The organism is Gardnerella sp. DNF01189, from assembly GCF_049244195.1.
Classification (GTDB): domain Bacteria; phylum Actinomycetota; class Actinomycetes; order Actinomycetales; family Bifidobacteriaceae; genus Bifidobacterium; species Bifidobacterium swidsinskii.
Genome location: NZ_CP058385.1, coordinates 258,158 through 271,978, shown reverse-complemented (window position 1 = coordinate 271,978; position 13,821 = coordinate 258,158). Strand labels below are relative to the sequence as shown.

The window sequence follows — 13,821 nt, the reverse complement described above, 5'->3', positions numbered from 1 at the left end:
CGAAAATCTACTTACTTACCTGATTCTTCTTTCATTGCTTCATTAATAGCATCGCTCAACTCTTTTTGTGCCTTTCCGTAAGCTTCCCAGTTTCCGGATCGCATAGCAGAATCAGAATCTTTTAATGCTTGAGCCGCACGTTTAAGTGCTTCTTTAGCTTTTTGGCTCATAGAATGAGATTTTTCTGAATTCGTAGACTCATTTTCCTTAGAAGTACCTTCTTTAGAATCAGCATCCTTAGATTCATTATTTTCAGCAGCATTGTTTGAAGAAGAATTATTAGAAGCATCTCCAGCCAAAGCGCCCGAGTTTCCGCCAAATACTTGATTAAGTGCTTCATCTAACGTATCTGCAAATCCAACTTGATCTCCAAACGCAACTAACACCTTCTTAAGCAAAGGATAGCTAGTAGAACCGCTAGATTGCACATAAACAGGCTCTACATAAACCAGCCCACCGCCAAGAGGCAATGTAATCAAATTGCCGCGCTTAACTTTAGTAGAACCGGATTCAAGCAAATTCAATTCTTTAGAAACATTTGCATTAGCGTTGAAATTATTCTGAGCTTGACCAGGTCCTGGAACATTAGATATTTTAGGTAATTCTTGCAAACGAATCTTACCGTAATTTGGACCAATCTTTCCAGGAGTATCCCCCGCATCTGAATCAACAGACAAGAAACCAGTTAATATTTCACGAGTACTTTTACCTGCCGGAATATAAGTAGAAACAAGCGAAAATACTGGTTTCTTTGCGTCTCCAGTTTGCAAAGTCAAATAGTATGGAGGTTGCAAAATATCTTCTTTTTGTGCTTTTTGAGATTCAGTTGGATCAACAGGAATCTGCCAGAAGTCTTCTCCAGAGAAGAATTGGCTTGCTGTATCGACGTGATACTTTGCTAATAAGTGACGTTGAACTTTAAACAAGCTTTCTGGGTAACGCAAATGCTTCATCAAATCGCCAGAAATCTTAGAAATGTCATGATAATGACCTGGGAAAATTGAACGCCATGCTTTAATCACAGGGTCTTTCGTATCCCACACATACAAATCAACAGATCCATCATAAGCATCAACTGTAGCTTTCACAGAATTACGAATGTAGTTTGCGCGCTGATTTGTCAACCCTTTAATAGAATGAGAAGTTGTTGTTGTGGAATCTTGAGTTACCTTACCAAAATCAGTCATTTGAGAATAAGGGTAAGAATCAGAAGTAGTATAGCCATCAACAATCCACTTAACGCGACCATCTACTACTGCAGGATAAACTCGACCATCCAAAGTTAAGTAAGGAGCAACCTTAGACACGCGTGTCTTAGGATCACGATCATACAAAATTTGAGATTCAGAAGTCACACGGTCAGAAAAAAGAATCTGATCAGACTCAAATCTAATTGCATGCAAAAGTTTAGAGAAGAAGTTTCCTAAACTTGGACCACCATTGCCTTTGAAAGTAGTTAAAGCACCTTGAGAGCCAGTCGGATAATCAAACTCCCATGGAGATGTCCCTTTTGGAGAACCAACGATAGAATACTCAGGAGCATTTGGTGAGAAGTAAATACGCGGTTCATACTTTTGTGACTTAGTAAGTTTGCCTTGAGCAGGAATACCATACTCCATAAATTGTGGCTGTCCATCTGTTGTTACTTTATTTCCGTAAGCTGCAACAATTCCATAGCCATGCGTATAAACTGTATGATCATTAACCCAGTTTCGATTATCGTTGCCAGCTAAATCAAGCTCGCGCGCAGCAATAACCGTATCTTGACTTACACCGTCAATATCGTATTTATCAACTGAAAGCGTATCTGCGAAAGTGTAATATTGCTTCGATTGCTGCAATTGACGGAACGTTGGAGACGTAACTTGTGGATCTAACAAACGAATTTGCGCAGTTGACTCTGCTTCTTTTGATAATGCACCTGATTTACCTTTAGAAGTAGCGTTATACGATTCTTTCTTTACGTTATTTAGCCCGTAAGCAAACTTTGTTGCATCGATATTACGCTGAATATAAGTAGCTTCCAATTCTTGAGCATTAGGAGCAACTTTAAATCGCTGCACAAGTGCCGGCCAAGCGAAAGATATAACAATTGAGCAAACAATCATAAAAACTAAAGCAATAATTGGTGTTTTCCATGCCTTAATTGCTGTTTTAAAACGCACTGAAATTGGTGCTTCTACAGATAAAGCATGAGATTTCATAAACCAAAATGCAATAACAGAACCAACTAACACTGTTATCACTGCCATTGCTATGCTTCCAGGAACACCAGCATTCATGTCAGTGTATGAGCCACCTGTAATTCGAGATCCATCAAGAGTTACTAAAGCGAACATGTCTAAAATCTGTTGAAGTGCCCATGTCAAAATCACAAGCATAAACCATACAGAAATTTGTCTACGTGCTCGTTTTGTAATACTTAATATGCCTTTACCATCGATAGGCATATTAAAACGAATTGCTCCCATAAGAATGTGCGTAATAATAGAGAAAACAAGAGATATTACCAATAAAAGCACAAATGCATTTATAAATAACCTTAATCCTGGAAGCACAAATACATAGAAGCCATTGTCAATTCCAAATTGCGGATCTTTAATGCCAAAAGGTTGGGCGTTAAACATTAACAAAATTTGCGCCCAATGATTGTAGAATTTAAATCCAAATACTGCGCCTACAATCAATGAAAAAATTCCTGCAACATGCAAAGCAAGCTTTGAACTAATTCCCTGCTTTAAATCAATAACATTGCCTTTAATTCGAATATAAGTTCCATCTGCATTGCTTGGACGCGCTTTTATTGCCAAAGCTGCAGACAAGTATCCAAAAGCAGACATTAATATTGCATAAAGCACCCAAACGCCCACTTTTGCTGCAAGCTGAATCCAAATAACACTTTCAAATCCAAGCTGTGAATACCACATGCAATCAGTTATGAACCTTGCGAGAGCAAATATTGCAGCTACAGCAAACGCGACGATTAACACTACTATCGCAAGAATCCACTTCCACTTTTTTGCAGTATAAGTAAATTTTGCAAAATTCAGATTAACTTTCATAGAACAATTTCTTTCATTCTTAAGCTTATTGTTGTTATCTTTCTCATCATCATTGAGAATATAGTCTGTACATTTTTGTTACTTTTATTGCTCGCACTGCTCTTACTATTTTTATTATTTTTAGCCATATATGCACCAGCAACAACCCACATAATGCCAATAATTACTTCTATGATGAGCTTCAACATAAGGTTAATGATACTATACTAATTATTCCCAATCTATATATTATGTAATCAAAATTAATTACAAAAAGCGCACCCGCAAGTTAATGCGAACGCGCTTAAAGCGATTAAATTAAATCAAATTGGAGTATTTAAGCTAGGCAACATCAGGATCATCTTTAGCAATCGTACCAGTAAGCTTTCCAATAGCCTTCAGTAAGTGGTATACAACCAACACCACAACGGTTCCGATTGCAATACCGTTGAACTGAATTCCAGAAATAGCAAACTGGAAGTTAGCAATACCAATAATCATAACGATTGCAGCAATCATAATATTCACTGGTTTATCGAAGTTAACTTTGTTTTCTACCCAGATTCTTACGCCAATCATGCCAATCATGCCGTAAAGCAAAGTGGTCACGCCACCAAGAACACCAGCTGGGATTGAATTTACAACAGCGCCAAACTTTGGGCAAAGGCTCAATATAAAAGCAAAAGCTGCAGCACACCAATAAGCCGCAGTAGAATAAACCTTTGTTGCAGCCATAACACCGATATTTTCACCGTATGTGGTGGTACCACAGCCGCCAAATAAACCAGCAATAGCTGTACCAAAACCATCTGCGAATAATGCAGTTCCAATCTTAGAGTCATAGTCGCGACCAGTCATTTGAGCTACAGACTTTACGTGACCAACATTTTCTGCAATGAGAACAAGTACTACCGGCAAGAACATAAGTAGAACAGAGAAATCAACTTGTGGCGTGTGGAATTTAGGAAAACCAATCCAAGAAGCTTCTTCAATCTTTTTAAAATCGACTTGACCTTGGAAGCATGCATAAGCGTAACCAACGAGAACACCTAAAAGAATATTTAAACGACCAAGAAGACCGCGAAATACTACAGCAATAAGCATTACAGCAACTAATGTCACAAGAGCTGTATCTGGAGCTTTCTGGAAGTTAGTCCAAACTGCAGGTCCTAAATTAAAACCAATAATTGCAACGATTGCACCGTTTACAACAGGTGGCATAATAATGTCAATCCACTTAGCTCCTGCAAAATGTACAAGCACACCTATAAGAGCAAGAAGCAAACCTGTGCACATAATGCCAAAGCTTGCAACTGCAATACCTTTATGAGCTGTTGTTACAGCCATAACAGGTGCTATAAGACCAAAAGAGCTTCCCAGATAACTAGGAAGCTTATTTGCGTTAATAAGTAAGAACAGTGCTGTAGAAATAGCAGTAAACATCAATGTTGTTGATGGATCAAAGCCCGTAAGAATAGGCACCAAGAACGTAGCACCAAACATTGCAATAACATGCTGAGCACCAATTCCAGCAGTACGAGTCCAAGTCAAACGCTCGTCTGGCTCTACAACTTCACCAGGCTTTAACGTTTTGCCATTACCGTGAAGCTGCCACGTGAATAATGAATTCATTTCTTCTCCTTGCAAAAACAAGCTATGCAAAATGTTGTGTAAAACAAGTGTCGCTAAAAAACAAGCACTCATTGAGCGCTGGGATGGCAGCTTCTGGGAGGTCCATTGCACCACCGACCCATATGCCAAAGGGACATTCTAATGTCGCAAAACGAAAGTGTCGAGCATAAGAAAAAAATTACAGTTTTGTTTTTTATTTTTGTTGGAATATCAAGCAAGGTCGGCGTGTTGAAAAGAATGCAATGAACACCAACTAAAGTTGATACTTACTAACTTATGTTTATAAAATAATTAAAGTTAGGCAAAGTTAAACAATCGCAAAATTAGTAAACACATACTCAAGCAAGTAATTTTTGTAAATATTCTTGCAAAACTAATGCGTGATTTACTTTTGGATTTTTTGCAGCATACAACAAAGTTATAGTTTGATACTTATTAAACAAATCCATAATCACACCAACAGCTTCATGATTTGAATCAAGTTCTTCAACATAACGATGTGAAAATTCTTCAAAATGCTCCGGGTCATGATTAAACCACTTGCGTAACTGCGAAGTAGGAGCAATATCTTTAAGCCATTTATCAATATGAGCATATTCTTTGCTTATACCACGCGGCCAAAGTCTATCAACCAAGACTCTCACACCATCATCTTCACTAATCGTTTCATACACACGCTTAATCTTCACAGTGCACTTGTTCATAAAATCTCCTTTATACGTTTACCATAATCGCAGCTTTATTTATTTTTTCAAGGAATTATTTACTAGCAAAAGATATCTGCGATATAAATTGAGTTATTATGTTCGATTATGTGATTTTATGTCGGCGTGTCGCGTTTATTTGCAGCAAAATTATATAAAATTTGCTTAATTTTTTTAATTTATGTTCGTTTTTGTCCGATTATGGGAGAATACTTGGCTAAATGGTTAATTTCTTTGATACATGGAAAAAGAAAATCTGCACCATCGATATGGCTCTTATTGCTGTATTGACACTTCTAGCTTCCTTTATTGGCAGCTGGCTTAAGCAGTACCCAGGTTTCCAATTACTTGGTGCTCTTATTATTGCGTTGCTTGTTGGCATGGCTCTGCAGCTGCCATTGCACGTGTACAAAATGAATAATGATTCAAGGCGAGCAGGCGTTAAAAGCGCTGCTGGTTTGATTGCAAACAAACTTCTTCGCCTAGGTATTATTCTCCTCGGATTTAAGCTGAATTTGCATGATTTGTTTACCAAGGGCATTAAATGCTTGCCTATTGCAGCTGTGTTAGTTGCAATAATGGTTTGCGTAACTTATAACATTGCTAAACTCTTGAAAGTAAATCCTCAGCTTGCAATGCTTACAGCAGGGGGCACAAGTATTTGTGGAGCTGCTGCAGTTATGGGTCTTTCTGGCTCAATGCCAGTTCTTCCAGAAGAGGAAGATGAGAAAGAACAGAACGAAGTTATGGCTGTTGCAACAGTTGCAATTATGGGCACTATTTACGCTCTTGCTGAAATTTTCATCCTGCCTAACTTTGGCATGACTAAGCAGCAGCTTGGCATTACAGCAGGTGCATCACTTCACGAAATTGCACATGCTGTTGCAGCTGGCGGAGCGTTCAATAGTATCGATGTTGCAACAATCATGAAGCTCTCGCGAGTTCTTATGCTCGTTCCAGTCTCCATCTTTATTGCAATTTGGTGGAATGCTCGTCATAGCAAAGTTGAAAATGGCGGAAAGCATAAGATTAGCTTCCCATGGTTTATGCTTGGCTTTATTGCAGCATCTGTTATTGGAACTTACGTTCCTTTCGTAGCGGCACACGCATCAACTCTTGTAGAAGCAGGATACGTTTTCCTTGGCATGGCTATGGCTGCACTTGGAATTAACGTAAACTTCCGAGCTATTTTCAAGCAAGGTCGCGCAGCATTTGCAGCAAGCTTCCTAGCTTCTATTGTTTTAGTTGCTTTGGCTTATGCAGCTGCAGTACTGTTCTTCTAAATAAAACATTACAGAATAGTTTTGCTTAACAAATGAGGGTCTTCGTTTGAAGATCCTCATTTTATATTCTCGATAATTTATTTTCGCGTATTCTTGAAAAATCTATCTAATATGCACAGCCGTTCCATCAGGAATATTTTTATAAAACCATTTGGCATCCGCAACACTTAAACGCACACAACCATGCGAAGCAGGCTTACCAAGTTTCATGCCCTCCGACGGAATATATTCACCAAAGTTGTAGCGCGTTGGAACCGAATGGAATAAGTATTCTCCACCAATAAAACCAACCCAATAATCAGCACCAACTTTTTCCTCATGATTAAAGAAATGTTTTCCGCGCATATTAATGCGATAATCACCATGAGGAGTGGAATCATCCATTCCAGAACTCATAATCATTGTATATACAGTTTTACCATTGGCAAGAATATGCACTCGTTGCTTTTTTAAGTCCACATTAACTTTTAAGTCAGAAACTTTAACCCCTGAAAGATTTGGATATTCACCACCAGTAGGATGTTTCCAAAAAACATGATTAACCGTTGATTTATCTAACTTTTGTTTGCAATATTTATCGAAATATTTTTCAAACGACTTATTATCAGCAACCTCATTGTCTTTATTACCAAGATTGTCACTATAAGCATTTTTTTCGCGCTGAATTAATACAGAATTCTGCAATTTTGCGCTGTATCTAGACGAGTAAGAAACCATATTAACAGTTTCGAAAATAATAAAGCACAACCATGCAATCAGCAAAGAAGCTAATAAAACAGAAGACGTAATACGAGCAGCTTTAGAGCTTCTCCTCCACCAGTTGCGCATTTTCGCAGCAATGCGAATGCACTTTTTAATGTCATTCATTATGTTACGAATAAACTGCATTATGTCTCCTATATAAATGCAAAAGCGTTGCATCCAATAGTTTAGCAGGAAATTATTAGATGCAACGCGCAAAAAGCAATATTTTTCACTTATTAATTCAGCAATATTAAATATGAATCATACTGCTTTTATTTTCGCAAACAATCTCATACGTTGAACTTAAATTCAACAATATCGCCGTCTTGCATCACATAGTCGCGACCTTCAAGACGAAGCTTTCCTTCTTCCTTAATTTTTGCCATAGAACCGTCAGCAGCAACAAAATCATCATATGACACAATTTCTGCCTTAATAAATCCACGCTCAAAATCAGTGTGAATCACACCAGCAGCTTGTGGAGCAGTCCAGCCTTTATGAATCTGCCAGGCGTGAACTTCCTTAACACCGGCAGTTAAATAGGTTTGAAGACCTAAAATATCGAATCCTACGCGAGCAAGCTGATCCAAACCAGATTCCTTCAAACCAGCATCTTCAAGCATTTCACGAGCATCTGCTTCGTCGAGCTCAGTAAGTTCGGACTCAAATTGAGCATTAAGGAATATTGCTTTTGCAGGAGCGACAGATGCAGAAAGTTTAGACTTTAAATCTTCATCAGCCAACTCCGAATCATCCACGTTAAACACGTAAATAAATGGCTTAGCAGTGAGCAAGTGCAAATCATACACGTCGTTTTTATCAATAAGCTTTTCGTTATGAGCCTGGTCAATAGTTTTGCCAGATTCAAGAATTTCCTTAGCTTTATTTACAGCGTCTACGTATTCTTGCGTAACTTTCTTACCGCGCAAATCTTTTTCAAGCTTTGGCAAAGCATTATCAATAGTTTGCATATCGGCAAGAATTAGCTCAGTATTAATCGTGTCAATATCGTCAGCAGGATCTACTTTCCCGTTAACATGCACAATATCGTCGTCATTAAACGCGCGAACAACTTCGCAAATAGCGTCTGCTTCGCGAATATTAGCAAGGAACTTATTGCCCAAGCCTTCACCCTCGGAGGCACCCTTAACAATTCCTGCAATATCAACGAAAGTAACTGTTGCTGGAACAATCTTTTCAGTATTAACTAATTTAGCTAAAACTGGAAGACGATGATCCGGAAGCGGAACAATACCAGTATTAGGCTCAATAGTTGCAAACGGATAATTCTCCGCCAAAACGTTGTTGCGAGTTAAAGCATTAAACATAGTGGACTTACCAACGTTTGGCAATCCAACAATTCCAATAGTTAAAGACATATTTACCTAGTTTAGACCAGCGCCGGGAAAGCCGACACAACTTGATTTTATTTACTATTTATTTTCAATAGCATCAACTGCAGCAATCACATCTCCCCTAAATCCGCGAGATTCTAGCTCAGCAACGCCACGAATAGTTGTTCCTCCAGGAGAGCACACTGCATCTTTCATAATCCCTGGATGAGTGCGCGAATCCATATATAACGCACCTACTCCTTCAATCATTTTTGCAGCCAAACGGTAAGCACAATCACGTTGCAAACCATATTTCACACCAGCATCGCCCAACGCTTCCATATACATTGCTGTAAAAGCTGGAGCACAGCTAGAAATACACATTGCAATATTCATATGATCACTATTCACTCGCTCTACCAAAGAAATTGGCTCAAATAAAGCACTAAACATTGAAAGTTGACTATCACTAAGCGTATGAGTAGTTTCAGCTAAAGTCACGCCTTGGCAGACCGCAATAGGAGTATTCGGAATAATGCACTGAACATGAGCATTCTTGCCAAGCAGTTCCATGTAACGCTCAAGCGTCCAACCGGCTGCAACGGAAATAACAGCAATACCTCGTTCATTAATAACTTCACAAACTGGCTTAAGCACTTCAGCAACCTGATACGGCTTTACAGCAATAATAATCACATCACTTGCTTCACACACTTCTTGAGCAGTACGCACAGCGCGAGCGCCAATTAGTGAAGTATTACGCTCGAGTTTTTCAAAATTATGCGCGCACGCAACAATATTTTCACCTTGCAATACTCCTGCATTCAGCGCACCTTTAGCGATTGCTTGTGCCATATTGCCATAGCCTATAAAACCAACAGTTCCAGATACACAAGTACCCATACATGCCCCCCTTTAGCGCATTGATAAAACAGTAGTGCACTCATTACTAAGCAAACAGATGTATAGCATAGCAAAGAGTGCACTATAATCATTGCGCATATTAAAAAATTATTACCTTTGTATACGGCTTATCTCTTGTAAATTCCCTCTAAATCGCCGCGATTCAACGCCTCATCAAACAAATGACGGAAAACAATATCTCCATGTAAACCATCATGCTCAAACTCATTCGTCGTCCAATAGTGAGAGTTGGCAATATGAGAAAGAGTGTCAAGCTGAAGACCAGAATCTACGTACATGTCATCAAAGTAAACTGCAGATTGCAATGGAACTTCGTTATTAGCAAGTTGATCTTGATCGTAAATTTTGCCAAACTGCTTATCTTTCATCAAGCAGTCAACAGCTGGAAGGAATGGTTGCAAAGCAAGCTCTTGATCATACATCCAAGGAAACATTGCTTCGCCAGTGAAAAGAAGAGGACGAGCAGAACCAGAAAACTCTGGCATAGTTTCTCGAACCTGTTGAGCAGCCCACAAAATTGGGTGTTCCAATTCACCGTCAGCATAAATAAATTCTTGCAGCGGCCAATAAAGTGGACTAGAAGCTGTAGAATCCATGACACCGTACACAAATTCGTCACTTAAGCTACCTGCAGAAGCTCCTCCGCCGTGCTTAAATGCTTTCAAGGAACCATCACCATCTGCAAACGCAGAATCAAGAAGCCAGTGCACTCGCTCAAAACTTGGTTTCATACCAAAGGAAGAGCCCAACATTTGGAATCGTTCAACCGTAAGTTTTTCGCCATTTGGAAGCATAACGTCTCCTTGAGCAATACGGTCTGCAATAGCAGCGGCGCGAGCCACATCCTGCGGATAACGCTCATAGAATTGCTCTGTTTTGCGAGCCATACGCGGGAACGTGTGTTCGTAAACTTCACGCGCATTCGCCGGAACATGAGGAATACCGCCGGTTGTGAAGCTTGCAATTAATCCTTGCGGGAACAGTGACAAATATGTAAGCGTAAGGAAACCGCCGTAGCTTTGTCCCAAAGACACCCACGGCTTCGCATCAAACTCAGTAAGTCGCAAATGCTCAAAATCGCGAATAATTGAATCAGCTAAGAAACGCTTCAAATACCATGCTTGACGCTCAACACTAACGCCGTCATCCAACATACGCTTCATGGTTGAAGCATCTATCCTTGAGGAACGTCCAACACCGCGCTGATCCGGCAAAACTACGCGAAAATGCTTAATAGCCTCTTGAATCCAACCATCGCTAGAAGGTGAAAGCGGACGTGGGCACTGCCCGCCTGGGCCTCCTTGCAAGAACACAAGCAGCGGCAAATCGTCATGCACATGCTCAGGAGCGCAAACTACTCTGCAGAATAAGCGAATAGTCTCACCTTTGATAGCACCACCCGGAGTGTTACCCTCCCAATCAAGCGGCACATCAATCGCTCGTTCTTCAATGTGCAATCCCGGAACATAATAGCTTGTAAGCAATGCCATCTTGCCATCCCTTTCTTTATTTTCGTGCTACATTGCAACTATCAATTACACACTCTATTTATAAATCATACTCAAGTTTGATTGTTCTATAAAGTACTATGCACTAGCCTAGTAAATATGAAAATATCTCACACGTTTAACAGTTGCATACAACGCTTACGCACTGAACTTACGCTAAACGATATATTGTGGGGTATTATTCCGTTTATTCTTTTTATGCTTTCAAGCGATCGCTACGTTATAAGCAACGTTGATGGCTTTTTGACTCAAGGTTCGCTTATTACAGTAACGCTTATCAATATTGTTGTTGCATTACTACTTTCAGTCCAAAAACTATGGCCTGAACAATCGGCTACTATTTTTATTGTTATTTGCATTGTGCAAGTAGCATTTGGCTCTACTCAACTTTTCGCTGATTTCTTTGGTTTCGTGCTACTTGTTAATGCTATTGCGCGCGGAAATCCAGAACATTCAAAAGCTTTTGTTATTGCAGCTTACGTAACAACAGTATTATCTTACGCAATAATATCGTGGAATATCGTAATGGGGCCAATATATGGCAACAATCATTCAAAAGCTAGTTATACTTGTAGTGTACAACATATAAATAGTAGTAACATAAAAAATTGCGTTTCAAATATACTTAATTTTGCAATTCCTTCAATAATTTTTGCGATTATTATTACTACTATTACGGTTATTATTGGCTACTGGCAGCGCACTCACGTGCATACTATTCAACTTTTGCAAGATCACAATAATGCTATTCGCGCGTACCGCCGAAAAGCTCAACACATTGCTGTTACTGCAGAGCGCGCAAGAATTGCAAGAGATATGCACGATATTGTTGCCCACACGCTTTCTATTATTATTGTTCAAGCAGATGGTGGTCGTTATGCAGCAACCAAAGATATTTCTCTTGCTAAAAAAACAATGTATATTATTAAAAACGAAGCCGAGCGCGCCGTTCATGACATGCGCCGACTTCTAGAAGCTTTAACAGACGCTCCATCGGGTCAGTTGGATTTCAATCACATACCTTCGCTTATTGAGCAAGCAAAAATTGCATCTCCTAAAAATATTTTTTGGCATACTGTTGATGGCATAAATTCTCAAAATAGGTTTAACACTGACGCACAAACCGTTGCATACCGCGTTGTTCAGGAATCTCTTACTAATATTCGAAAGCACGCAGGAGATGGCGTTAAAATAAACATTCATGAACAGTGGAAGAACCAAGGCTTAACACTAAAAATCACGAATGAAATACACAAAACCGAAGCTAACCAAACGCAAAATAGCAATGCGCAACATAAAAACGGTTATGGCTTAATTGGTATGAAAGAGCGACTTGAAAATCTTCACGGAACGCTTGATTACGGAAAAATGAATGATGGAACGTTTAGTATTGTTGCTTTTATTCCATATTCCTACAGCGCAGACCAGTCAAACAGTACTGCTTCTGTATTAAATAGTATTCATAACGTTACTCATAAGAATGCAAAAGTTAATAATCAAGCAGAAGCACAAACAAAACCGGAAAATGCAAACGTTTCAACATCATCGGAAGTTTCGACAAACGTTTTGCCATACGTTTTACCAGAAGCAAATACTTCAAAAAATAGGATTGAGAAAGTATCACAATGGTTTGAACAACATTGGCTTATTGGAGACATTATTTATGCATTACCTTGGGTTGTTATGATGCTCTTTCTGCCAACCTACGATTTTATTGTTGGAGTTGGAATGTCTTCACAATATTCCAACTCGCTTTCATTACAAATACTTTATAAAGTATTTACTCTTACAACCATGGTGCCATTCATGTTTCGCAGAAAAGCTCCAACCGCATGCGCAATTGTTGCAGCAGTATTTTCTGCAATACAGCTTATACTCTTGCCGAATATTTTATTCGCTAATTTTTTCATACCAAATATTATTTACGCTGCTGTGCTCTACGGTAAAAAACGCGCATGGCAATGGGTTAGCGCAGTAGTGCTTGCCGAATCTGCTATTTTCGCCGTAAAAATTGGTATTTCATCAAAAAATATTCCACAAACTGAAACTCCAATACGATTCTTTACATCAAATATTGCCACAACCAATTTTTATGACTTTATGCAATTTGCGTCCGTTGGATTAGTTTTTGGTTTTATAGTTGCGTTAATTTGTTTTGCGGCCATTGCATTTGCTTATTCCCGCAGAAACGATGACAATAATTTGCTGATTCTAAAAGCGCGCAGAACAGAATTAGAGCAAGAGCAAAAACAGCTAGAAGTACTTGCAGCTAACGCAGAAAGGCAACGACTTAGCTCAAATATTCAGCAAAAAGTTGCTATTACATTGCATAAAGTAATCGATGCCGCAAATAGCGGAATTGATATGCTAAATAAATACGAAAAAACAAATAGCAATGCAGAAAATCGAAAGTTATCAGAACCAAAGCAATCACAGGAACAAAGTGAAGAAATTAGTAAAGCCTTTAAAAATATTGGAGATGAAGGTCGTTCGGCACTGAAATATATGCGAAAATTGCTTGGAGTTTTGCGAGAAACAGGTTCAAGCGTTCATTCAGCAAATAATGCTGCGAATGTAACTGAGATTGCTATTCGCCCTGCTGCCCCACTTGATGAGCAAATTCAACACAACGCATTAAATAAGCAATAGTA

Annotated in this window: 9 protein-coding genes; 2 read left to right on the top strand and 7 right to left on the bottom strand. The window is 39.0% G+C overall.

The features are described from left to right. Positions 1-11 precede the first annotated feature (11 nt). The 3 genes from HXT41_RS01095 to HXT41_RS01085 form a co-directional block, all read right to left on the bottom strand. Positions 12-3,062 (bottom strand): UPF0182 family protein, encoded by a 3,051-nt coding sequence (locus HXT41_RS01095; RefSeq protein ID WP_064621638.1) that lies wholly within the window; start codon positions 3,060-3,062, stop codon positions 12-14. 321 nt (positions 3,063-3,383) lie between these two features. Next, a complete protein-coding gene (locus tag HXT41_RS01090; RefSeq protein ID WP_004119362.1) occupies positions 3,384-4,673 on the bottom strand; it encodes a uracil-xanthine permease family protein in 1,290 nt (429 codons plus the stop codon). 338 nt (positions 4,674-5,011) lie between these two features. Further along, positions 5,012-5,377 (bottom strand): DUF488 domain-containing protein, encoded by a 366-nt coding sequence (locus HXT41_RS01085; RefSeq protein WP_012914086.1) that lies wholly within the window; start codon positions 5,375-5,377, stop codon positions 5,012-5,014. Positions 5,378-5,598: 221 nt separating this feature from the next. Here HXT41_RS01085 and HXT41_RS01080 point away from each other — a divergent pair, with 221 nt between their 5' ends. After that, positions 5,599-6,660, top strand: a complete 1,062-nt coding sequence (locus HXT41_RS01080; RefSeq protein ID WP_064621609.1) for a YeiH family protein — start codon at positions 5,599-5,601, stop codon at positions 6,658-6,660. A 102-nt stretch (positions 6,661-6,762) separates the two neighbouring features. Here the strand turns inward: HXT41_RS01080 and HXT41_RS01075 are convergent, their stop codons facing one another. From HXT41_RS01075 to HXT41_RS01060, 4 genes are all read right to left on the bottom strand, one after another. After that, the gene (locus tag HXT41_RS01075; RefSeq protein ID WP_174182760.1) at positions 6,763-7,548 is read right to left on the bottom strand and encodes a L,D-transpeptidase family protein; all 786 of its coding nucleotides are present in this window, start codon (positions 7,546-7,548) and stop codon (positions 6,763-6,765) included. A gap of 146 nt (positions 7,549-7,694) precedes the next feature. Continuing rightward, the gene (gene ychF, locus HXT41_RS01070; protein ID WP_012914083.1) at positions 7,695-8,783 is read right to left on the bottom strand and encodes a redox-regulated ATPase YchF; all 1,089 of its coding nucleotides are present in this window, start codon (positions 8,781-8,783) and stop codon (positions 7,695-7,697) included. A gap of 54 nt (positions 8,784-8,837) precedes the next feature. Next, on the bottom strand, positions 8,838-9,641 hold the full coding sequence (gene proC / locus HXT41_RS01065) for a pyrroline-5-carboxylate reductase (RefSeq protein ID WP_174182759.1): 804 nt from the start codon (positions 9,639-9,641) through the stop codon (positions 8,838-8,840). Positions 9,642-9,769: 128 nt separating this feature from the next. Further along, positions 9,770-11,152, bottom strand: a complete 1,383-nt coding sequence (locus HXT41_RS01060; RefSeq protein WP_174182758.1) for an alpha/beta fold hydrolase — start codon at positions 11,150-11,152, stop codon at positions 9,770-9,772. Positions 11,153-11,269: 117 nt separating this feature from the next. Between HXT41_RS01060 and HXT41_RS01055 the strand changes: the two genes are divergently transcribed. After that, complete coding sequence (locus tag HXT41_RS01055) at positions 11,270-13,819, top strand: sensor histidine kinase (RefSeq protein WP_421788755.1); 2,550 nt, start codon at positions 11,270-11,272, stop codon at positions 13,817-13,819. Positions 13,820-13,821 lie beyond the last annotated feature (2 nt).

Bases quoted from the DNA above. Each gene is read 5' to 3' on its own strand.
- HXT41_RS01095 (WP_064621638.1), bottom strand. From the start codon at position 3,062: ATGAAAGTTAATCTGAATTTTGCAAAATTTACTTATACTGCAAAAAAG.
- HXT41_RS01090 (WP_004119362.1), bottom strand. From the start codon at position 4,673: ATGAATTCATTATTCACGTGGCAGCTTCACGGTAATGGCAAAACGTTA.
- HXT41_RS01085 (WP_012914086.1), bottom strand. From the start codon at position 5,377: ATGAACAAGTGCACTGTGAAGATTAAGCGTGTGTATGAAACGATTAGT.
- HXT41_RS01080 (WP_064621609.1), top strand. From the start codon at position 5,599: ATGGTTAATTTCTTTGATACATGGAAAAAGAAAATCTGCACCATCGAT.
- HXT41_RS01075 (WP_174182760.1), bottom strand. From the start codon at position 7,548: ATGCAGTTTATTCGTAACATAATGAATGACATTAAAAAGTGCATTCGC.
- ychF (WP_012914083.1), bottom strand. From the start codon at position 8,783: ATGTCTTTAACTATTGGAATTGTTGGATTGCCAAACGTTGGTAAGTCC.
- proC (WP_174182759.1), bottom strand. From the start codon at position 9,641: ATGGGTACTTGTGTATCTGGAACTGTTGGTTTTATAGGCTATGGCAAT.
- HXT41_RS01060 (WP_174182758.1), bottom strand. From the start codon at position 11,152: ATGGCATTGCTTACAAGCTATTATGTTCCGGGATTGCACATTGAAGAA.
- HXT41_RS01055 (WP_421788755.1), top strand. From the start codon at position 11,270: ATGAAAATATCTCACACGTTTAACAGTTGCATACAACGCTTACGCACT.